The following is a 23039-nucleotide window of genomic DNA, read 5'->3' on the forward strand; positions in this document are numbered from 1 at the left end:
TCTCGAACATCGAACAGCTCTGTGAACCACTCTGATCACCGCGCCCTATGGCAATTCAACACAGCACCATATCAGACGCTGGAATGATTACCTCATCCCCGATTATATCATATTTAATTATCTAATGAGAAATAATAAAATAATAATAATAATTCTTATGAAGTGATGAATATCATATCCTGAGTTCGTGAGTTTGGTACTCCAAGAGGGGTGCATCATCTGAATAGAATGCTATTCATGCTATCCAATATTTTCCAGCGATTCACAATCCCGAAGAGAACTATTCCTCCGCCATATTCCTTAGAAGAGAAAGAGAATGCTATTCATGCTATTTTGAAATCGCATCCTTTCGTTCTTGTTCGAATCGTTCAGCAACCTCGTCAACCAAGTCTTCCTCGACAACCGTACGCAGCAATGCGTCAGTCATCTCACGAACAACGATATTCTGATATCCACGGGTACTAAGCTCACGCTCTAGTTCGTAGTTCAGCCAAGAATCGAAGTTCTCGATAGTCTCTTCGCGCGCGTAGAACGGCCGTTGATTGGCTGCCTCGTATGAAAAGGCAGTATCTGACATCGGATCCAGTTCCTCGACGTCCTCCTCATCCGGTTCTTCGACGTATTCAGTTGTCGTGTCTGTGGTTGATGGCTCGGTCGGTTCCTCTGTGGTTGTCGTCTCGTCTTGATCGTTAGAATCGTCTTCTAGTGTCTGACCAAGATCTGCAAACGGATCATCGTCGTCAACCATGTCGGACCACCTCACCAGCCTCAACGATGTGCGCGAGTTCATCGAAGCACGTCAGCTGATCACAGTCGGGATCGTAGTCCAACAGTGGTTTGCGTTCACCATACGCTTTTGTGATACTGGTTCGGTCGCGGATACCAGGTGTCGGACTAATGTCGCCGGTACCCACAGCCTCCCAGTCCGTGATTCGAGCGAAATTCGGGATTCGATCCTGCAAGCTGTTGTGTGAGTTCAGCCGTTCAAGGAGCTGGCGGTCCTGCGTCTGCTGATCGATACGGCCGTCGAGCATGTTCGGAACGAGCGCAAGGACGTCGACGTCCATGTGTTTTCGCAGCGGTGCAATCTGGCGCTCAATGGTCCGTTCCAGTCCGGACATCGCCTCGTTGCCGGGCGCGAGTGGAAGAACGAGATTGGACGTTGCGACGAGTGCGTTGTCGGTTAGACGGGAGCGATACGCCGGCGAGTCCGTGACGATGAAGTCGTATTCGTCGCCAAGTAGAGGTTCAACGACTTCCCGCTGCAGAAGCGCCGACGGTTGGAAGACGTCGCCAACGACGATCTCCCGCTCGACCTGCTCAAGATCCTCACTTGAGGGAAGTAGATCGAACTCGTAGTCGGTATCGTAGATGACGGATGTGGGATCTGCGTCATCGAAGAAGACCTCGCCGATGCTCTCGTCTGTGTTGTGGTAGTGATCATCGAATCCGAGACCGACCGAAGCGTGGCCATTTGGATCGAGATCAATGAGAAGGACATTATGGTCGTGGGTGGCCAGCTGACGCGCGAGGTTCACTGCGATGGTCGACTTACCAACGCCACCCTTCAGCATACAGACCGAGACAGCGCGAGAATTCCCCGCCGTATTCACCGAGTCGTATGGGCTATTTGGGCTATTCGTGCGATCTATGCTATTCCTGCTATTCGTTCCCGCCATGCTATTCTGAAATAGCGTTCTAGTCTCCCTTATATCTATGGCCGGTAAATAGCAAGAATCGTGCAGATAGTGTGAATAGCATAAATATGCTAAATAGAATGGATAGTATAGTATTCATAAATAGCTTGAATAGCATAGGTAGTAACCGATCTATGAATAGAACACTACATGCGATTTCAGAATATCCCCGAAATGAACCTGATTACTTCGGGGCTCAGACAAGAGTCCGCACCTACTCCGTACCTCTGGCAATAACGGCCTCATCCAGTCTCTTCCATACAGTATCGAACATAGGTGGATCACCGGTGAGGTCTGGGAGCGTCGTCTCCCACTGACGGCGTATGTCCTCACGCTGATCTACCGGCAGCCCCGTGGTGAGATTGACGTCGAGATCGTCGTGGTCGCACTTTGCGTCGAAAGCAGGAAGAACAACATCGAACTCGATGTCAACGGATTCGGTCTCTAAGAGCTGATAGAGGTCGTAATAGTCCCTGGCTGCACCCCGTTGGAAGATCGCTCGCAACTTCTCTGCGAAGATCTCTTCGACACTATACGCCTGCAGTTCGAACTCGGGGATATCCTCGTAGGAGTGCGTATGGTGAACTGAGTCGAACGCAACGTACTCGTCGACCATTACGTCGAGGCTGGTCGTATTTGGATGGTCGAGCACCGCCCGATACTGGATACTCATGTCGACGTAATGTGTCGGATAGTGTTGCTGGCGGGACTCGTGGTGCTCGCGGATCGTGAACTCAATCCCGGAGCGCTCAGTTACCGTGTCGAGGACGCCTCGGAGGTCATCTTCTGACCCCTGATACCGGCCTTCGACGCCGAAATCGAGATCTTCCGAGAACCGCCACGATTGAGGGAAGTACAGCTTACTGAGCGCCGTCCCACCCTTGAACATGAGGTTCTCGCCGTATCCACTCGTGAAGATACCCCAGAGAATCCACGAATTGACGTAGTTCTTCTCGGCGTAGCCCTGGCGAACACCGAGCTCCCGAGCGAGGACACGCAATCGGTTTTGACTGATCATCGGAAGTCAGGACTCCATCGGACCGAGCGTGTCCGGGTCGACGTTGATCCGAAGGCGGTACGCGCTGTCATAGGTCCCCTGCTCGCTTCGCGTGGGGTCGAGCAGCGAATACCCGCTCGTGAACGACTCGACAAGCGCCTCACGGGTCGGAAGGTCGATGTTTAGTTGATCGGCGAGGTAGACGATTCGCTTGGTCGCCGCGCCATTGTCAAGCCGCTGGAGGTACTCACCGACTGTCGCCCACGAACAGTCCTGCTCGTCAGCTGCGACCATCGCTTTTGCGAGTTCTCGAACACCACCGCAGTACTCAGGATGGTCGGCACAATCAACGAGCGTCTTCTCCAGGTCGGCCACGTTCACGGCGGTTCCCTCGATAGACGTCGACTCATAGCCGAAGAACTTCCGCTCGGTGACCGTCGCAACTTGGTAGGGAACACCGTGGATCTCGCGACTCTGGGCCCGGGTCGGGGTGACGACGTACACAGTTCGCGGGACCTGCTTGGTCAGCCCGTGATGGCTGAGAGCGCTGTAGTAGCCGATATACATCGGCTCTGCGACGTGCGACGCAATCAGGTATTCATGGGTCGTGTACACGGCCTCCTCCCCAGCAACAAGCGGGATGATGAGATACTTCCCGGGGAGGAGCCGGTCCAGCCATCCCTTCTCGGTGAGCCGGGACGCGATTTCGCGAGCGGTATTGGATGTGACCTCGAGCGTCGCTTCGATGTCGTCGATCGAGATGATCTGGTGGCCCTCCGCGGCGAGGTGCGAGAGGAGCCGGCTCTCACGGGTAGAAAGTCCCTTCCGTATATTCTTCGCTTGTTGTGTAGAGCTCATACCTGCGTTTCGTACATAGACTATGAAGATCTGTAGGCTTCAACGTTGCGCCTCAACACCTCTTCGAATAGACGTCCAAACAATGTCGCTATTGACAACGCTGGCAAACATGACGATCTGCACACGGAACGTCTCGCCCCGACGTCATCCGATGTTACTGCCACAGTAATCGTGAGAACGTCCCCGGAGTGGTTAGAAGCGGGCGGGTGGCGTGCCGTCCACAAGAACATGACGGCATCAAACGTGCTCGCAACCAGGACCTCGCTGTCCATCCCGGACAAACGACCAGAAATCATCACGAGAGTGTGTCGCCCTTGCCCACGAGGAGACAGGACAGTATGATCCGTCGTACTATGAGACGCAGCTGGTGTGGGCTGTTGAGAGGATCGTCTCACCTTCAGATGGGATTGGTCGGATATTCGACGAAGGTTGGCAGAAACACGATCAACCAAGATCACATCATTCTGACCGAGCAGCAATAACAGAATAGCGTGGAAGCACACACCCCCCTCGTTCGGAGTGAGATCCCGTACGACCTACGGAATGGATAGCAGCAGTAATCAGCTACAATTTCCTGACTAGACAAGATGTCTTCTGAAACTATATTCTAAAACTACAAGACAGCGTAGACTTCCGATGATCAGTTATCTATCAGTTGTCTAGTTGTTAGCCTAGATTTATTACCTAGCAGTCCCAATAGTTCTCCAAGTAGAATACGCCACTAGTTAGAGTATTCGTGAATACGCCTAACACTGGAAGTACAGCTATTCTATCCGCCGAATATAGGGGATGAATATTGCATTGAGAGTGTTCACTCGACGAATTTCAAACCCAAACCTCGTGATCAAGTGGAAACACCGTCCCTAATCCGGTGGTATATAGGGCAGAATCTCATTCCGAACGAGGGGGGTGTGTCCCTAAAACTCTCACATCAATATTTTTCCAGAGTGCTCTGAAATCATCTCGCCGATCAGGCCCTCGGATAGCTCATTCCGAATCAGGGGTGTCAAGCTGGAATTGCTAATCATTTTGAACTAGTGGAATATCACCGTCAAGAGAATAACTCACTCCGAATTAGGGGGGGTGTAGTCAGCGTACGACATATGGTTGGACGACAACTCACTCTGAATCGGGTTTCTTCGGGTATAAATACGCAATCTCACGATTTTATGCTATTCAACGCCTATAGACGGGGGATCTCATTCCGAACGAGGGGGGTAACGACTAAGTGGTTGCCTTTCGAGGGTGAATCTATGACGGACAACGAAGGATCTGAAGGAGGGGGTGACGAATCTATTACGGACCGACAGCTGGATGACTTCGATTCAACCAAGGTGGATATCTCGGCCTCTGAAAATACGTCTACCACTGAGGAAATCCAGCAACAAGAGCCGAACGATCCAGCAAATGACCCATTGTTCGTTCGGGAAGGCGATGAACACGGTTCTTCAACTAAGATCTGGGCAGATCGCGATCTACTCTCTATTGGAACTGTTCCTGGGCCGGACCGCATCGTCGGTCGAGACGAAGAAATTAGATCGGTTGCTGGAGAAATCCGTCACCTCGTCCACGAATCCCAACCTAATCACGTCGTCATTTATGGCGAAACTGGGACTGGCAAATCACTTGTCAGTCGACACGTATCCGACCGTCTCGTCGATACTGCCACTGCGCGTAACGTTCCCGCTGCTAGCGTCTACGTCGAGTGCAAGAAGAATAATACCGAAACGCGAGTCGCCCGAACGATCGCCCGTGCCCTAAGTGACGCATCGGATTCTGGCATCGAAATCCCTCGTGTTGGCTTAGGATCCGCCGAATACTATGATTACGCCTACGACATCATCGACGAGTACTACGATGGACTCATCGTCATCCTCGACGAGATCGATATGGTCGATAACGCTGAGGGACTCCTCCATGAACTCTCGCGAGCCCGAGAAGCTGGTCATACCGATGCCTATATCGGAATCATCGCTATCAGCAACGACATCGACTTCGGGCAAAAACTGAATGCACGGGTTCAGAGCTCGATGCGGACGACGGACTTCGTGTTTGAACCTTACCAGAGCGATCAGATCGAGCAGATCCTCGAGTATCGACGAGATGCGTTTCAAGAGGATGTCCTACAGGACGGCGTCATAACCGAGACTGCTGACCGGTCGGCGGATGAACATGGTGATGCGAGGAAGGCAGTCGACGTCTTGCGGATTGCTGGTGATATCGCTGACGACACCAATGCGGATGTCGTTAGAACGGACCATGTCGATAAAGCAGTCAAACGCGCAGAGGTCAATCGGGTCAAGGAGACAATCGAGAGTACCTCACCGCAATCGAAGCTCGTTCTCTATACGCTCGGCCGGTTGACTGACTCGAACAACCGCCGGTTCCGAACCTCTGGTATCTACGCTCAGTACGAGACGACCTGTGGTGACGTCGGCGCAGATCCCCTTTCGTATGATCGAGTGAGCCAGATTCTCAGCACGCTCTCGCTCATGGGGATTTCTGAGTCATATCAGGTTGGTGGCGGACACAAGCAGGGAGTCTATCTGGAACACCAGCTCATCAAGGACAAAGATGTAGTGATGAAAGCAGTTGTAGAGAGCGACGAACGACTTTCAGAACTCCATAACGGATCGTACGAGATTTAATCAAGGAGGAGGGTCTGCTCTGCTTTGAACCCAACCACTGAAGCTCATTCCGAATTAGGGGTGTCAAATCATCTGGAAAATGAACAAACTCATTCCGAATCAGGGGGGTGGTTTGGAGATGCCTAGACTATCTAATCGTTTGGATTGACGGGTCCTTTATACTTCGAGAGAATCCTATCCCCTTCCCGCCACTGCCAGTAGTAGTAGCGGTTGTCGTTGATCTTCTTTGTTGTGATCGTCGCCTTCGAGGGGACGTCGTCCGGGAGATCCTCCGGTCGCTCCTCAATCAGTTCCTCCTCGTCGTCTTGCTCAGCAATCCGTGCTTCGCGTTCGCGATACTCGGCGAGCGCCTCGGCATACTGGGCGATGTGCCGAAGCAATTCTGGTGAATGAGTCTCGAGCGACTCGACGACGTTGTCCGGAAGTTCTTGCGGTGGAGTTGGTGGCGAGTAGGACATGGGTCACGGCCGTATCGCTCTTGTGTAGAGCCACGGAAAGACCCTGTAGTTACACTGAGCTAGCCATAATCTGGGAGTATGTCTTCTGCTCAGCCAGCGTTCGGCGCGATGTTTCGAGAGTTGATCGAGCTGGGCGTCGTCGAGATCGACACGGAGCCGCTCGATGCCCGCATCGAGCGGCGACTCAAGGAATTCTGGGAGAATACATCCTGTCCACGGTGTGGGCACAACTCCGTTCAAACGTGGCCGCATCTCGACCGTGTTTGGTGCCGTGACTGCAACTTCAAGCCGGTCTACACCTACGGAACACCGTTTCACGAGAAGCACCTCTCCTGCGGCGAGGTACTTCTCGCATTCACGCTCTACGCCGATACGTTGCTCAGTATCAACCAGATCGCGCCGTTGCTCGGTCGGGCCTACAAAACCGTTCACACGGCGATTCGGGAGGTGGAAGCCGCGATCCATCGCGGCTTCCCCGTCGTCTGGAGCCTCCTCGACCAGACCATCGATGGCCCGACGCAAGTCGACGAATCTGGCACGGTCTGTTCGGGCTACAAAGGGCAAGAGCCGCCGCGGAACAGCCGGTCCCGCGGCGGCTCGTCCCAGAGAGGGCGCTCACGCTGGCGAGGGCGTCACGGTGATCAACTGACGCTCGTCGCGGCGTGCCGCGACTCGCTTCGCGTGATTCGCGGCCAACTCGGCATCGACTTCAGCGGTGATCTAGAACCAGTGATCCAGAAGGCAGAAGACCTCTCCCAGCCACTGGGAGAGGTCTGGACCGACGGCCTCCAGGCCTACAGAGAGATGGAGCGTGACCACCGAACAGTCGTACACAAAGAGAGATACGTATCGCCCGACGGCGTCCACATTAACCAAGCTGAGTGCCTGTTTTCGCTCGTCCAGCCGTGGCTGCAGAAGTTTCGCGGCCTGTCCAAGCAGGGCTTGGAACAGGCCGCTCACACCTTCGGCATCGTTCGGTCACTCACTCTGGCTGGCGAATCCGTCGAATCAACCATTGATTGTCTCGTTATCGGGGCCTTCCGCAGTTCTACATAAGAGCGGGCCGTATTAACCAACACTGTCGTTGAAATCTTAGTTTTGTTGGTTAATAGAGCTGAGCATGCGAGGCACATCTCATCCATCCAAATCGCTCTTATGCAAAGCTGTGGAACGACCGTGTAGTTACGGTGAGAGGGGGTTTTCTCTGTTATCACTGCGCTGTTGGTCACTGAGCAGCTGTGTGAGTATGGATTTGATGTGTTCTGGGTTGGGCACATTTCGAAACGTGATATCTTCCGTACTCGTCCCGGCGGTGTATACGCGCACATCGCCGAATGAGAGTACCCGCTCGAGGATCGTTTGCTCGTACGCAGTGTTCTGGACGCGATCGAGGCGGATCTGCGTGACATCGCGGGAGACGAGCCCGTGTTTAACGTAGATTTCTTCGTCGGTGATCACGTACAGCAGCCGCAACCACTCCAAATACGTCTTTCCGACGATCCCCGCGCCGACCAGAGTGAGTACGAGCGGGAGGAATCCAACCCACGCCGGCAGCGCTTGACCGTCGAGTACTGACAGAAGGATCAGTGTGCCAACGATCCCGCCGAGTACGAACAGGAGGCCACCGATGATCGTGAACAGGATCGTGAATCGCGACGGCCGTCCGGACCACTGTACATTTTCATCTTCCGTCAGGTGGAGCCAGTCTGCGTCTTCGACGTTTTCTTGCGGCCGTATCAGCGCCATTGAGTCTCACGCCCTGAGGATGTGTATGGATCCGTCTGCCAGTCGAGGACGCCACGGCGGCGTGCCCAGTACTGTATTCGGTTTCGGGTTACCATGGTGGTTTTTCTCCTCTTTTGGGCCTCTTATCTTGACCTATATATGAGTACTGGCGATTTCACCAACCCTCGGAGCGAGACTCACCGTTCGGTCACTGGCTGCTACTCCCTCGAGTCTCTGCATGGGGTGTTTCGACGTCTTGTCCGATTGCTTTCGCAGTCACACGGCAATGCCACACTGACGGCATTCTCGCCAGTATCGATATGGTGGCTTCTCAGTCGCCGTTTCCTTGGCTCGCTTATCCGTCTTCTTGCTCTCGTTCGAGCGTGTCGATCAGTTCTTGAGCCGTGTTGCTAATTCGGCCCAGCCGATCAGCGACCGCCTCGGGATCGTCACCGCTCCACGCTGCGAGGTAGAATGCCGACCCGCTCATATCCAGGTCGAAATAGCGCCCGACGATGTAGGCCACAGCTTCCGCTTCGACTTCGCGTTTCGCTCGCTCATCACGATCATCGATATCGAAGTGCAACAGCGCGTGGGCGTACTCGTGGATAAACGTCCCAGCGAGGTCTGCCTGGTTGTCTCGATCTTTCACCTCGACGCGCGGGCGCATCGTCATGGGACAGCGGTGTTTGCAGACGCCATTCGCTTCTCCATATTCCCACTCCTCAGGGGAGACAATCTGTGCGTCGACATCCAGGTGCTCTGCACTCTCGAGGAGGGCTGGCACCAGCTCACCGGCGTCACCGTATGCCTCAGTCTCGAGGGCAGGAAGCGGTTCGCCCTCAGTCTGGGAGACGTCAAAGACAGCGGTGGGCTTGAACCCGACGAGTCCTTTCGACCATTTTTCGGGTGCTGTTTCGTCGTATTCACAGGGACTGTTCTCGTGGTAACTCGGCGAGTTTCCGCACGCAGGACACTGTTTCGTGATGACCGGTGCCCAGATCCAGATCCCACTCTCGCCTTTCTGGACATGCCGGTCGAACTCGGTGCGCCACGTGTTGTACCCCGCGACGTGGGTTGCGTGGGGACACTGGTACTTGATGAGCAGCGTGTTCCGGTAGGAGTAGTCGTGAAAGTGACTCTGTACATCGAGCCAGGCTTTGAACTCCTCACTGGCCGCCGCCTCGTCGACGAGGTCGACAAGGTCGTTAACCCAGTTTTCGATCGTCTTGTTCATCTCGTCGCTGCGCGTCTCGGTCTCGGTGAACGAAGCTGGTCGCTCTGTGGTCACAGACATTGGAATCACTCGTGTTGACGTTCTCGCCTGTTCGAAAGCGCCTCACCCCTCTCGGGGGGACGACCAACACCACGCTCATCGCACACCAGACTTCGAGTGAAAAATCGGCTCACGGCGGCATGAAGACGCTCCGCTCGTCGACGATCTCCTCGAGTCGATTCTGCGTCCGATGTTCAAAGTAACAGTCGTACGAGCAGTAGCCACAGATCTCTCCAGTATCGTACTCAGCCATGAACGGGCCACGGTCGGTTGTCCAGACGTTCGCTCCACACGCTTCACACGCCGCACTTGAGAGGTCGCTCGGCGTTGGTCCCTCGTACTCGAGATCGACGTCCTCGTCGTGGAGCTGTGTCTCCGGCCAAATGCCCTGGGCCTCCCAGAAGGCTTTAATCCGGCCCAGGCTGTGCCGAACTAGCTTTCGGACAGTGACGTGATCGGCGTCGCGTCCGCTATCGTCCCAGCCGTCAGCTGACCAGCACTCGCCGAACTGGGCTCCACGATGCAAGCCGTTCCAATCGAGCCCCACGATGTCTGCCGGTGGATCCCCGGAGAGCGTTGGCCGGGTGAGCGTCTCGATCGCGTTCACCTGCTTTCGCGGACTGCCACCGAGGATGTGGACTCGTCGGCCACGCCAATCTGCCGGATCCGAGAATTCGTGTGCGAGCTGGTCGGAGTACCCACGCGGGTAGCCGAGTACGAGGTCCTCGGGGATAGCGTCGATCGCCTTGCGGCACTTCGGTACGATCACAAGCTCCGATTCAGGGTAACTCGCCTGAAGGTCGCGTGCAGTCCGAACGTACTCGCGGGCCTCGTCGACGGAGTAAGCATCACCGAGGACGCCAACGCGAGGCTCGTAATCTCTGAAGCGTTCGAGATATCGCTCGAGGTCGGGATTGCGAAAGTCGTTGTCGAGCATTCCGACTGGCAACTCGAGCGTCTCGTACTGACCCTGCTGGTAGGTGCAGTCCTCACGGAACCCGGTCACGTAGCCGAGGTTGAGTGCATCAATCGCAAACGGGACGCGGTGGAGAAAGGCGACGTAATCTGCTTGGCGAGCGGCTCGAATCTCGGCGGAACTGTCGGCACTGATCGGTATCGGGTGTGCGGATCGTGACATAGAATGGACTTCGGAAGGCGCAGTGAGCTGCTGCTCAGTTACCCCACGTCCTGGCCTTTTCAGGCAGTAATGAGACAAGCATGACAGAATGACCGTCCACACCGAAGTTTCAATCTTTTTTGAGATAGTGGCGGTCTCATTCTCAATGAAAAGACCAACCGCGTGGGGTAACTACGAGTGGAATGATGCTTCTCTTGCTTCGACTCTCTCACGGCTCAGGAGAGCGAACAACACAAGTCACGTGAGGGCTGAGTCAGTGGGCGACCTAGCCGAAGAAGAGTCAGACGTCGCCGTGTTTGCCTTCCAGCCCGTGTTGTTTGCGGTGGCGGGTGGCGGCGTTCGTCTCTGAGCAGTTGATCGCACCAGCAGGACCTCGCTTGTGTCGGATCCGTTTGTCTCCATCCTCGATCAGTTCGCGGGCGACCATGCGTCTCTGCCGACCTTTGTGCTCGCTCTCGGGGATGACGGTGAACGTGGTCTTCTCAGCGATCGTTCCCGTGTAACCGCTGTGATCGTGCATATGATTCGCATCCTTGACGGCGTTTTCGAACGCGTCATCGGCGGTCTTGGCGAACGCAAGCGTGTCGAAGGTAACAGCGCCCATCAGTGCTCCTCCAGTTCCTGTTCGATGCGGACTTCGTTGTGGCGATCAGGATCGCCGGGTAGGTCCGGCTCATCTGGCTCGCAATCTTTGGGGCGGACGCCAGGAGGAAGATTGTCGAACATTAGTGCTCGCCTCCGCTCTCGGTCTGTGCTGTCATTGCTGGCTGTCGTGCCATCTGTGAAAACCTCCACCCCTCTCAAGGGACGAACAACACCACGTGCATGCGTTATAGCAGTACAGAGACCTCGACGAGCATACCCTCTACTTTCTCTGCTAACTTGTTTTCACACTCATCATCAGCGTATCAGCTGTTACGTATAGGTGGAGTAGTTACCGTTGGAATCACAGAAAGTCATATGTCGTATCGTAGTAATCTGTGAGCTATGGGTTCCAGATTTACAGCCCCCCAAACGATCTTTGAGTGGCAAATTCTTGTTGCCTCTCTCTTCATCCTTTATCTGGTGATAGGATTCGTTGCGACTCGAGACCTCCTGTATGCGATTTCGTTAGGTCTCTACGGAGGAATCGGTATGACGGTTGTATTAGCAATTCTCGTCTTCACGTGGCGAGGCGTGAGAGATACCTTCGTTCGACAAGAGTCGTAGCTAGCGACCACTGCTCAGTACGCATACCTACGTAACGACTACCGGATCTCGAGAGACAAGCTCGAAGGTAGATATTCAGAAGGAACTTCTTCCTAATAGCTATCCAAAAGCCCGTGCTCTTTATAGTCCATTTAGTCAACCCAGAAGGTCGTGACTCAAGCAGCAATCTATGCTCGCGTTAGTACCAGCGACCAAGACGTCTAACGCCAGCTCAACGAGACCCAGAATTACCTCGAGAAGCAGGTCAGGCTGACGAGATTGAACAGTGCTCCGAAATAGTGAGCGGGCATCGAGGTGTTATTCGGTGTTCGCTCCGAAAAACGACATCCGCGCATGATCACTTCCATCGGCGGTTGGAGCAACTACAAAGCAATCGAACCCTACCTTACCGTTCTTACGCCGGAGACCATCGGGCGTGAGATACAGCAGGCCGACCTCGCTTGACCATCAAAAGAAACAGGCCGTCGAGACTTCTGAGTCGTCCACAACGGCCGCGTATTCGCTCCAGATATCTTTCGGGTCGTCCCCAGCTTCCTCACGCAGTTTGTTGAGGGAGAATTCTCCTTTTGATTCGCGCATCCGGCGAAAATGCTTTTCGAACAGGTTCCGAACCTGTTGCTCATCTTCTGTTTGTCGTCGATTGATATCCTCACAACCCGAACATTTCCACACTCGAATCCTTTGATGGTCTCCAGTCGCCTTTGCTAAGGCTCTCCGGTTTGCTGCGCGAGCACCTATTCCATAATTAGGTTCATGCCACTCTTTTTGTACCGGCGTCTGGCAGTTTGGGCAATACGGCTTCTCAACTTCAACCGACCAATCGTTGCCATGATGGAGACGACCTCGCCAGAGAACACCACTGGACTCAATACATCCCTCAACAGCAGTTGAAGTCTGAGATAACCGCCGTTCAGTACGGCGAACCCCGATATAATACGACACTGGAACGACCAATACTATCAAAAACACTAGTTGATACACAATCGAAGCTCCACTGATAACCCCATAGAGAATCGCAATCCCCGGAACAGCACTGAACAGTCCTACCCAATTGTCCGTTATGAAGACCCTCAATCTGCCGAGGCGTTCACGAGCGACGTCACGACTCATTGCTTATCATATATTAACAGACCCACTTCAAGAAGTTGATGTGAAGCGAACGAGTTCTCGAAGGAGAAACGCCTCTCGTTCGGCGGGTTCTCGAGAGACTGTTCGACACTGCCGTGGTCCCGCGCTAAGATCGATTCGGCAGCATCGACGAGCTGGTCGAAGTTCGTCCAGACGAGGCGATCGTCCTCTATCCGATCGAGTTTCTTCGGGCGGCTGTGGTCTGGTGTGAGGACGACAAGGCGTTGGGTATCGCTTGCCTCCTGGCGGAGGCCGCTCAGATGGTTTCGGATCTGCTCGAGGTCAACGCTGTTGGGGACCGTTTTGGTCTCGAACCACAGCGACGTCGAGCTCTGGATCGACGCATCTGGGACAGAGCCGTCACCAGCAATTTGGTTCTCGAATGTGACGAGAGAAAGGTCCGATTCGTCGAGTGTTGCTTCCAGGAGTTCTTCCCCGAGTTTGGTATTGACGTGTTCGAGGACGGCCATGAGTGTCGACGTAACTCGGTTTTCGCTATGTGTGTATGTCGAGAAGAGTGGGTTTGGCATGATATGATAGTCTCTGTAAGCTGAACAGTGAAGATTTCGTTATTTGTAGTGTTGCTATTCTATTGATCCAGAATAAGGCCCAAATGAGTATCTCAGAGAGAAGTAGGCTCATGAGTGGACCCTCAGAATAGTTGATTGTGACTGAGATCGGACTTGTGAGCTGTACGAAGACTAAACTCGAGCAGCCTGCGCCGCCTGCCGAGTTGTATGCCTCATCGCCGTTGTTCAGCAAGGCCCGACGGTACTGTGAGCAGAATCATGACGACTGGTTCATCCTCTCGGCCAAGCACTATCTGCTCGAGCCTAACAGGCCACCTATCGAGCCGTACGATGAAACGTTGACGGGTGCGCGGGTTGCGACAAAGCGAGAGTGGTCGGAAACAGTGTTCGAGCAGTTGCAGTCGGCAGGGTTGCTCGAGGCGGGGAAAACGCTCGTGTTCCACGCTGGGCGTGCGTACTATGAGGAGTTGCTACCGCTGCTCGAGGAGACGGCTGTCTCGGTCCAGTTTCCAGTAGAGGGGCTAATGATTGGTGAGCGGCTGAGCTGGTACAACGAACGACTCTGAGTAGGACCAGAAAATCTGTTCGGCTGAACCAGACCCGTTCTTTCACGGTTACAATGTCAACTAGATCCTCGATGTTTTGTCTGGAGCTGGCGTGTCTAACTCTTCCGCGTATAGATTGTGCAGATATAGTGGGGTGTCCCTAACCACACCAAATTGTTCGGATGGTGTTGTGCTTGTCCTCGAACTATTTGCTGAAAATGATATTGACCGTTCAGTGAGTGGTGAGTAACGGTCTAGGATGATACTCAACCCCTTCGGTGATCTGGTTCTCAAGCGTTATACGTGAGTGATCTCGTCATATCCTCGTCCACTTTGATTTGCCTCTATTCCATCACCGACATTATAAATTCATGAATTACAGAACTTATTAAGACATCTATTCGGCATATTTTGAACTATACTCGAGAAGCTATCATCGGTAAAAACAAAGTACTGTCACTATCATCAGAGTAGATATTCAATGAGTAGATCGCTTTTCTCTGGACCCCAGCACCAATATCTAGAAACGCAAGCGTTTCAGACAGCTGAGCGGATCGCTGAGGACTCTATTGGGAGTGTTCTCTACCTTACGCGGAACGACGTGAGACGTAGTCATGTTGCGGATAAGTGGGCTGAAACACACAAACCACTCCAACTCCGCACCGAGACGCTCGATGGCATTGTGCGGGAGTGGTACGAGAAACTCGAGGGACCAGTCGACCGCCCACCTGGACAGCTAGATCGACGACTTACCGAATACGCACTCGATAGGGCAACCGCAAATGAAGAGAGCATACTCGCTTGTGAATTGGCCTCGGCGTCACTTGCAGATGCGTTCAGCAGTCGCTTTTCGCTGTTTGATGACGCCGGCGTTGTGACTGCATCTGCACTCGAGACAGAGTTCAACGGATCGGAACTCGAGGAACGCATTGCGACAGCTACAGTCGATGTCTATCGCCAGTATCGCTCACTCCAGGACGAACTCCTCGAGGAGTGGATACTGACTCGAGGCGAAATCTTTGAAACCGTAGCGACAGCCGATGTCCCGTTGTCGGAATTGACTCCGGAAATCGATGTCGTCATCCTCTCTGGCTACTACGAATTCCGGCCGCTCGAGCGAGCACTTCTCCAGCGAATCGTCGATTCGTTCGATGCAATTGCGATACTACCCCTTCACCAAGCCGGGAAGGGCGGTGACGACAAAATCGCAACTGATGCACTCGGACTGTATCGGACGCTGGACTTTGAGCGACAAGAGACCGAGCCTACAACGGATCTAACTGCCATTACGAGTGCGTTGTATCAGCCAGATCCCGATCCGGTGCCCAATACAGAGGCCCTACAGTGGCGGGAGCTTCCGACACCCGAACGCGAGGTGCGGTATGTTGCCCGCGAACTTCGAAACGAACTGACCACCGGGCGTGATCCAGACGACCTCGCCGTTATCGTTCCAGGTCTTCGATCCTACGCTGAATATATCTCTGATACGTTCGAGACGTTTGAGATTCCATACGTTACGACGGCGACAGCCCAGCTAGATCGAACGTACACCGGGAACGTGATTCATGATCTTCTGGCCCTTGCTGAACCGAATCTGCGAACTGAGGATCTTACATCACTGCTGGCAAACCCTCTTGTTGATCTTATCTCACCCGAGCAGGCAGCCACCGTTACAGCGACAGCACGTCGCCGGGATACTGCATCTCTTCATCCCCTTCTCGAGACCCTCGATGGCGAGACAACGGTGCGTATCAATGAACTCCTCGAGCAACTCGAGACCCTTCGAACGGAGGATCTTGATGTAGCTATCGAGACACTTCGGAGGATTCTCGATGAGCAACTCGAGATCAGCGATACGGTCGAGACCTACGCCGGTGGCACTGATCAGGAACTCGAGAAGCGAGCGTATGCTCTCACTGAGGAGGTTCTCGAATCGTTTGAAACGATGACAGCTACTTCAAGTCGGCTCTCACCATTAGCGCTGTTCACTCGCGCGTTTGATGGCGTGCCTGTTCGTGCTCCACAGAGTAGTGCGGATGGCCAAGTCGAAGTAATGGGGATGCTGGATGCTCGGATGCGCTCTTTCGACAAAGTGTTCATCGTTGGATTGACGACGGAGCATTTCCCGACGACACCAGAGCGACCAGCGTTTTTCGACGAGATGACGGACGCCCATCCGCGATTCGATACTGGTGACGAGCGTCTTCGGGGGCGATATCTCTTCGCGACACTACTTGCAAACGTTGCGGAAGCAACGCTGACGACACCACAGACGGGTAACGACGATTCTGCTGTCGTTCGATCACCCATACTGGATGAACTGCAACGGGTCACAGGTATCGATCCTATCGAAGGCGTTGATGAGCGAGTAGGATCCCGCGAAGATCTCCAGCGACATATCGCTGATTGCTCCAACAAACGAGCCGCTGTTGATCACGCCGGCAACCACGGCGATTTCTCCCCTTCCCAGACAAAGCGAACCGATCGGGGCCTGGTCTGTGCCGACCGACGGGCCAGTACGGATCTCACGCCATATGATGGCGTTCTCGATGCCGAGACCGTGAACGAGGTCTATCCACCGTCGGAACGGGAACCGTACAGTGCCAGCCGTCTCGAGCGGTATGTCGAGTGTGGATTCAAATTCTACGCCGAGAACGTTCTCGACATTGAAGATCCGGACGACGTCGAGGTGACGCCGACGCCACTGGAAACTGGATCGTACGTGCATGACGTGCTCGAGCGATTCTACGTAGATCTCCAGTCTTCGGACGATGAGATCGATCTCGTCGAGTATGACCGAGATGAGCTCGAACAGCATCTTCTCGATGTCGCACTCGAGGAACTCGCCGACGCTGACTTCGCGTACGATGGCTTGTTCTACGAACGGTGGGCAGCCAAGCTGTTCGCCGGCCTCGGCGATGAAGAGTCAAACCCATACACTACTACCGATGTGCCACACGATGCACTCGAACGCGGCTTGTTCGTGACGTTTCTCGAGGAAGAGCTCTCACGAAATACTGACGACCGTCCATCGTTGTTCGAAACGCCGTTCGGTAGCGGCCTCCCGGACTCGGAGAGTGGGCCGTTCAACATTGACTGCGGGGATGGATCGACAGTCTCGATTCGTGGCTACCTCGATCGCCTCGACGTAGCTAACTCGGAGGATCGATCGAAGCTCACACTGTACGATTACAAGACTGGCCGTGCGCCGTATATGACGAAAACTACGGGCGGGACGAAGTTCCAGCTCCCAATTTACTTGCTCGCTGCCGATCATATCGTCGACGGCGACAGACTCGCGAACGCTGATCTGGCAGCGACGTACTATCAGGTACGCCCGCCAAACGACATCCACGTTCCACGTGGGATCGAATCGAAGTTCGATTCACAGACCGAACTCCGCCAGTTCCTCGATACGGTTGTTCCATCATGGCTGGGACAACTCGACGATTCGATCGCGAACGGGCGGTTCCACACGACGCTGTTGTCCTCACGCGACGCGAGCTGCAAGTACTGTGAGTATCGCCGGTCCTGTGACGTTCGGCACCACCGGAAACGCGAGCATCTCGATACAGCTCGAGAGGATGGGCGTGCATACGTCCCATTGCGGGCACAAGATGATGTCGACCTCGAGGAGGTGATGGCCGATGACTGACGAGAGCGATGAAATCACGCTGACTAGCGAGCAGGAGGATGCGCTTCTCCTCGATCGAAACGTTGCGATCACCGCCGGCGCCGGCACTGGGAAGACGACAACACTGACCGAACGGTACGTGAAACTTCTCGCGGAGAATCCGGAGCTGACACCCGAAAATATCGTTACGATAACCTTCACCCGGAAAGCCGCTGCTGAGCTGACTGAGAGAGTTCGTGAGGAACTGTACGACCGGCTTGCGGCTGTCGAGTCACCAGAGGAGTACCATCGATGGCGCAACGTGCTCGACGAACTCGAGGACGGGTACGTCCATACGATCCACGCGTTCTGTACGCGGCTACTGCGTGAGTATGCCGTCGAAGCACCCGTTCCGCTCGGATTTGACGTCCTCGAGGAGGACGGTGCGGCGGTACTGCAGCGCGAGGTTGTCACGGAGTTCCTCGATCAGAATCAAGCTGATGAGGATGTGAGGTTACTCGCTCAGCTCTGGGGACGCGGCCAGCTCGTCGAGATTCTCACCAGTTTGCTCGATGACCGGCCGCAAAGTGAAACGGCTCTCGAGCACTGGAAGGATGCAGACACCGATGACTACGTCGACGTCCTCTGGGATGTCTGTGACCTAGATGCTGACCAAGCTCGTGAAACGCTGTATGATGACGGTGTTCTGGAGAACCTTCGCGACCTTCAGGGGCGACTTCCTGCCGACCATACAGTCGAAGATGCTGACGGGTTACAGGCACTCGAGACGCTTACTGCTGTAGCCGAGCGCTTCCCTCGTCACTCCGCCGACAGCGATCCTCGAGAGTGCCAGAACGCGATCCCCGAACTGTACGAGGTCTGTGAAAAGAAAAACGGTGGTCTCTACAGCAGCTCGGGCTACATCGTCGGGAGCAGTGACGAGTGGGGCAAGCACACCGATGTCTACGAGGATCTGAAAGCGACGCTCAATACGCTGATCGACGCAGTCGAACCATACGAAGACGCCGTCGAAACAACGCCCGGCAAACTAGAGCGAAACAGTGCACATTATGCGCTGGCACTGCTCCGAGTCTTTGCGGACGTACTTGAGCGCTACGACGTCGAGAAGGACCGTCGAGATGCACTTGACTTCCCGGATCTGATCGAGACGGCGATTTCGTTCCTCCAGAATCACGACGACGTTAGAGAACGGTTGCAAGCCAAGTTTGCAGCGGTGATGGTTGATGAGTTTCAGGACACTGATCCGCAGCAGTGGGTGCTGGTGAAACTGCTTACCGGTCTCAACGACGGGACAGCGACTAACGCCTTCCTCGTGGGTGACGAGAAGCAGAGTATCTACGCCTTTCGTGGTGCCGACGTGACAACTTTCAGTGACGCTCGTGATGAGTTGGAGTCGGCGAACGCAGCACTCGGTCTCGATACGGTTCCTGAAAGCGACGCCAAAAGCCCGACGGAGCTCGAGCTGTCGGGCAACTTCCGAACGCTCGAGGGACCACTGACGTTCCTGACCGAACTCTTTGCGTCTGTGTTTCGGGCAGAAGGTGACGACCATGCTCCGTTCGAGGCATCGCCTCAGGAGCTTACTGCGGAACGAGATCGACTCGAGGACGTCGATAGTCTCGAAGGTGACGTCGAGTACCTGCTCGTCCCTGACGACGACGAGACGGCAGCCTCGCTCATGGGCGACAATCACCCCGTTGCAGAGGGTGCCCTCGAGCATACGATCGAAGCTGAAGCACAGGCGCTTGCTGCCCGACTTACACATCTCTTTGCGGATCCACCGCTCGTCCAGGATCCTGACTCGAACGATCACCGGCCGGCACAGCCTGCTGACGTAGCTATTCTCCTCCGTCGGCGACGGCATCTCGATCGATACCAGCGCGCTCTCGAGGACGTCAGGATTCCGTATACGACTGTCGGTGGCTCCGGATTCTACGATACTCCAGAAGTACAGGCGCTGACGAATCTCCTTCGAGTACTCGGCGCCCCAACTGACGACGTTTCCCTCTACGGCGTGCTTCGGTCACCGCTGTTTGGATTCACGGACGATCGACTCGCCACAGAAGTTGCTGACGCGGAGTCGGTGTGGGATGGGCTTGCTACGACGGAGGATCCACAGCTCGCTGATGCCTACGACCTCCTGACTACGTGGCGAACGCTCAGCGGCTGTGCGACGCCGACTGAAGCAAGAACGCTTCCCTGGAACCGTGTTCTCTCACGCGTTATCGACGACACTGGCTACCTCGCCAGCGTCAGTGCTGATGAGCGAGGGAAGCAGGCGGTCGCGAACGTCGAAAAATTCCGCGACCAAATACGATCCTGGAGCGAAAACGGCGTTCATACGGCCGCAGGGTTGCTCCATCGAATCGATCAACAGGCAGAGGTCAACCCACGAGAGGGTGAAGCCGACATTCCGGGTGATACGGAGGGAGTTCGGCTCATGACGATTCACGCCGCGAAAGGACTCGAGTTCCCTATCGTTACTGTTCCGGATCTTGGGACGTCGCTCAAGTTCGGCCGGAGTATCGACGATCATGGGTACGTGCGTTTGGTCGACGGGTCTGAGGATATCCCACCATTGCCTGCCGTCGGTGGTCCGGATCCGGACGATGCATTTTCGATCGAAAAGACTGCCGCCCACGAGTACGCAGATCGCATCTCACGTCCACAGGACCGAGCCGAAGCGAAGCGGCTTCTCTACGTTGCGTGTACGCGAGCTCGAGATCGGCTCTTATTGTGTGGGACTCACGATATCGAACTCGAGGAAGAGGGTGGTATCGCGCTTGGTGAACCGGATGCGTTCGACGAGGCAGGCCGATGGCGAGATTGGCTGCAGCCCGTACTCTTTGACGACGATCTGGCTACGGCTGCGTTTCGGAACGGGAGTGCAACTGGTCGAATCGGAGATGCAACGTACACGGTTCGATCCCCGTCACGTCCCGTCGAGTGGACACAGGACGAGACTTCGGATGACTCGATGCCATCGATATCGATACCGGCGCCGTCTGTACAGGAGCCAGCGACTCGAGTGGCTGCAACCACGCTTGTCAATGCACTAGCCGATGAACGTGAGGAAAGTGGAGGGATGAATTTCCCGGCAGAATCACGGGAGACCGGGTTGCAACCGACTACGTTTGGGACCGTCGTTCATCGACTCGCCGAACTTCGACCGCCACGAGATGACTGGGAGTCGTTTATCGAACGAGTGAGTCGAATGGCCGATGATGAACCGACTGCAGCGGACGTTGAGTCAGTAGTGGCTCATGCCGACGATGCGATCTCGTTTGCGGAGTCTGCCGAACGGGCGGTGACAATCGAGGAAGCACACGACGAGTATTCGGTGATCGCACGGCTCGATGGACATCGGATCGTCGGTGATATCGACCGACTGCTTGTCACTCCAGATACCTACTGGATCATCGATTACAAGACGAACAGTCTCTCGAGGACGACGTCGTCGGATCTGCTTGAGCACTATCGTCCGCAGTTGCTTTCGTATGCGCTGGCGCTGTTGCAACACGATTCCAAGCGTGACGTTCGTGCATCGCTTCGGTTTACCGACGCCGGCGTCGAGGAGTCTCTTGAGTGGAGTAGTGGGCAGATGAGTGAGATCGAGTCAGAGCTTCGGTCGATGGTGGATTCACTCGAATAGCGTTGCTTTCTGTTCACTCGCGTCTCGACTTCTATGGCGCTTATACCCTTAGCGAAGAATCCCACCGGTATATCAAGCAACACCTGTTAGATGGGGAAACGTTGGTACAGCAAGTTGAAGCATTACTGGATACACTCTCTGTAGAATTTGGATCTTCTGAGGACAGACTCGAATTAGACGGAATGGGAGTGCAAGCCCTGATCCTCTATATTCTTGTTCAGCGAATCTTCTCCAGTGATACGTTCCTTACTGGACTTAGAAATCACGAGCAGTTTTCGGGGGCTGGACTGGCACAACTGGCTCGATTTGCACTCAACGCGGACGAAGCGATTGTTTCCTATGGACTTGTCAGCACCATCCAATTGTCGTTCACGCTGGAGGATGCCCGATCACAACTTGGCACGTTAGATCAGGGCGAAAATCAGCAGTGAGAGCGGAGTTTTCGTCTGTCAGCTATTTCACCGGCGGAATCTTCAATAGATTCACTTGTGACTCTCAAGATATGTCTCGCCTCTATATCGCACCAGTTGGCTCAGATTGGTGCGAGAGATTTGATCAGACGGTCGGTTCGCCAATCTCAGCGTCCGATATCGATCTCCCGTCTATTTTAGAAGCCGATCAAGAAATACGGATCTGGGGCACTTCAGACGGAAAACAGAAATACAGCTATTTCACTGCGATGGAGACTGGGGATCCGGTCTTGTTCTACTCAGATGGGGAGTTCTTCGCATCAGGCCGTATCGGGGTAACACTCGAGGACGCGGCGTTAGGAGAGCGACTATGGGATAGTGCCGAGAGCAAGTACATCTACACCATCTCCGAGTACGAGCCGATCTCTGTGTTGCCTGCTGAGCTCGGTGATCTTCTTAGCTACGGTGAAGGCTGGCATCCTCGAGGGTTCATGCGCGTCTCTGAGCAGGCGATCAATTCGCTACTGACAGAATACAACTCTGTCGAGGAGGCGTTTCAGGATCTCCGGTCTGATGAGTCAGTTGCGAGTCCTTCTGAGCCGGAGACTGAGACCGAGCAAGCGAGCGACGCCGATGATGGACGAGTGCACACCGAGATTCAGTGGTATCTCGTGCAGCTAGGCCAGCAACACGGGTACGACGTTCATGTTGCTATCAATGACAAGAATCGGACGTACCAAGGTGAGCGGTTGGGAGAGGGGTGTCTCGAGGAGTTAGTGTTGCCGGGATTCAGTGATGCAGTGACCAATATTATCCGCTATGTCGACGTGATCTGGCTCGAGGGGGACGCGATAGTTGCGATGTTCGAAGTCGAGAGTACCACGAGTATCTATAGCGGGATCTTGCGGATGACCGATTTCGTGACGCGGGTGCCGAACTTTGCAGTGGATATGTATATTGTCGCAGCTGAGTCGGATTCCGATGCTGTTCGGAAGGAGATGACGCGGCCGACGTTTGAGACGGTGCTCGAGCCTGTTTCGCATAGCTCGCTGCAATTCTTGAGTTTCGAGGACGTGCGTGAACGATACGAGACGGTTGTGTCTGCAGGGCCATTGCAGGAAGTGTTTTGAGGTG

At 54.6% G+C, this 23039-nt stretch carries 19 protein-coding genes and 1 pseudogene; 8 read left to right on the plus strand and 12 right to left on the minus strand.

What is annotated here, in order from left to right:
- Positions 1–328: 328 nt before the first annotated feature.
- The 4 genes from PGX04_RS32860 to PGX04_RS32875 form a co-directional block, all read right to left on the minus strand.
- A complete protein-coding gene (locus tag PGX04_RS32860) occupies positions 329–748 on the minus strand; it encodes a DUF7970 domain-containing protein (protein WP_273742312.1) in 420 nt (139 codons plus the stop codon).
- Positions 741–1679, minus strand: a complete 939-nt coding sequence (locus tag PGX04_RS32865) for a ParA family protein (protein ID WP_083873407.1) — start codon at positions 1677–1679, stop codon at positions 741–743. The genes PGX04_RS32860 and PGX04_RS32865 overlap by 8 nt, the downstream gene beginning before the upstream one ends.
- 232 nt (positions 1680–1911) lie before the next feature.
- The gene (locus PGX04_RS32870) at positions 1912–2715 is read right to left on the minus strand and encodes a nucleotidyl transferase AbiEii/AbiGii toxin family protein (protein ID WP_273742313.1); all 804 of its coding nucleotides are present in this window, start codon (positions 2713–2715) and stop codon (positions 1912–1914) included.
- A gap of 6 nt (positions 2716–2721) precedes the next feature.
- A complete protein-coding gene (locus PGX04_RS32875) occupies positions 2722–3552 on the minus strand; it encodes a type IV toxin-antitoxin system AbiEi family antitoxin domain-containing protein (protein WP_273742314.1) in 831 nt (276 codons plus the stop codon).
- Between the two features lie 236 nt (positions 3553–3788).
- On the opposite strand from PGX04_RS32875, the pseudogene PGX04_RS34925 reads away from it, so the two are divergent.
- A pseudogene (locus PGX04_RS34925) lies at positions 3789–4020 on the plus strand (type B DNA-directed DNA polymerase); the annotation flags it as partial.
- A 785-nt stretch (positions 4021–4805) separates the two neighbouring features.
- Positions 4806–6200: a Cdc6/Cdc18 family protein gene (locus PGX04_RS32880; protein ID WP_273742315.1), complete on the plus strand. Its 1395-nt coding sequence runs from the start codon at positions 4806–4808 to the stop codon at positions 6198–6200.
- A 131-nt stretch (positions 6201–6331) separates the two neighbouring features.
- Here PGX04_RS32880 and PGX04_RS32885 read toward each other — a convergent pair whose 3' ends face one another.
- Positions 6332–6658: a DUF6788 family protein gene (locus PGX04_RS32885; protein ID WP_273742316.1), complete on the minus strand. Its 327-nt coding sequence runs from the start codon at positions 6656–6658 to the stop codon at positions 6332–6334.
- Between the two features lie 78 nt (positions 6659–6736).
- Here PGX04_RS32885 and PGX04_RS32890 point away from each other — a divergent pair, with 78 nt between their 5' ends.
- Complete coding sequence (locus PGX04_RS32890; protein ID WP_273742317.1) at positions 6737–7714, plus strand: IS1595 family transposase; 978 nt, start codon at positions 6737–6739, stop codon at positions 7712–7714.
- 126 nt (positions 7715–7840) lie between these two features.
- Here PGX04_RS32890 and PGX04_RS32895 read toward each other — a convergent pair whose 3' ends face one another.
- The 7 genes from PGX04_RS32895 to PGX04_RS32925 form a co-directional block, all read right to left on the minus strand.
- Entirely contained in the window at positions 7841–8404 is a 564-nt protein-coding gene (locus tag PGX04_RS32895) for a PH domain-containing protein (RefSeq protein ID WP_273742318.1), read from the minus strand.
- A gap of 334 nt (positions 8405–8738) precedes the next feature.
- A complete protein-coding gene (locus tag PGX04_RS32900; RefSeq protein ID WP_273742319.1) occupies positions 8739–9680 on the minus strand; it encodes an ArdC-like ssDNA-binding domain-containing protein in 942 nt (313 codons plus the stop codon).
- Positions 9681–9789: 109 nt separating this feature from the next.
- Positions 9790–10797 carry a DUF6610 family protein gene (locus PGX04_RS32905; protein WP_273742320.1) on the minus strand — a complete coding sequence of 336 codons (1008 nt, stop codon included), beginning with the start codon at positions 10795–10797 and terminating at the stop codon, positions 9790–9792.
- Between the two features lie 280 nt (positions 10798–11077).
- Positions 11078–11401 (minus strand): hypothetical protein, encoded by a 324-nt coding sequence (locus PGX04_RS32910; RefSeq protein ID WP_273742321.1) that lies wholly within the window; start codon positions 11399–11401, stop codon positions 11078–11080.
- Positions 11401–11523, minus strand: a complete 123-nt coding sequence (locus tag PGX04_RS32915) for a hypothetical protein (RefSeq protein ID WP_273742322.1) — start codon at positions 11521–11523, stop codon at positions 11401–11403. Before PGX04_RS32915 ends, PGX04_RS32910 begins: the two co-directional genes overlap by 1 nt.
- Positions 11524–12453: 930 nt before the next feature.
- On the minus strand, positions 12454–13116 hold the full coding sequence (locus PGX04_RS32920) for a hypothetical protein (RefSeq protein ID WP_273742323.1): 663 nt from the start codon (positions 13114–13116) through the stop codon (positions 12454–12456).
- Positions 13113–13604 carry a hypothetical protein gene (locus PGX04_RS32925; protein ID WP_273742324.1) on the minus strand — a complete coding sequence of 164 codons (492 nt, stop codon included), beginning with the start codon at positions 13602–13604 and terminating at the stop codon, positions 13113–13115. Before PGX04_RS32925 ends, PGX04_RS32920 begins: the two co-directional genes overlap by 4 nt.
- 197 nt (positions 13605–13801) lie before the next feature.
- Here PGX04_RS32925 and PGX04_RS32930 point away from each other — a divergent pair, with 197 nt between their 5' ends.
- The 5 genes from PGX04_RS32930 (at position 13802) to PGX04_RS32950 (ending at position 23035) form a co-directional block, all read left to right on the plus strand.
- Positions 13802–14230 carry a DUF6884 domain-containing protein gene (locus PGX04_RS32930; protein ID WP_273742325.1) on the plus strand — a complete coding sequence of 143 codons (429 nt, stop codon included), beginning with the start codon at positions 13802–13804 and terminating at the stop codon, positions 14228–14230.
- 460 nt (positions 14231–14690) lie between these two features.
- The gene (locus PGX04_RS32935) at positions 14691–17864 is read left to right on the plus strand and encodes a PD-(D/E)XK nuclease family protein (protein ID WP_377043890.1); all 3174 of its coding nucleotides are present in this window, start codon (positions 14691–14693) and stop codon (positions 17862–17864) included.
- The gene (locus PGX04_RS32940; protein ID WP_273742327.1) at positions 17857–21495 is read left to right on the plus strand and encodes a UvrD-helicase domain-containing protein; all 3639 of its coding nucleotides are present in this window, start codon (positions 17857–17859) and stop codon (positions 21493–21495) included. Before PGX04_RS32935 ends, PGX04_RS32940 begins: the two co-directional genes overlap by 8 nt.
- 101 nt (positions 21496–21596) lie before the next feature.
- On the plus strand, positions 21597–21926 hold the full coding sequence (locus PGX04_RS32945; RefSeq protein ID WP_273742328.1) for a hypothetical protein: 330 nt from the start codon (positions 21597–21599) through the stop codon (positions 21924–21926).
- A gap of 71 nt (positions 21927–21997) precedes the next feature.
- Entirely contained in the window at positions 21998–23035 is a 1038-nt protein-coding gene (locus PGX04_RS32950) for a hypothetical protein (protein ID WP_273742329.1), read from the plus strand.
- Positions 23036–23039 lie beyond the last annotated feature (4 nt).

The sequence above is a fragment of the Natrinema soli genome (genome assembly GCF_028618695.1).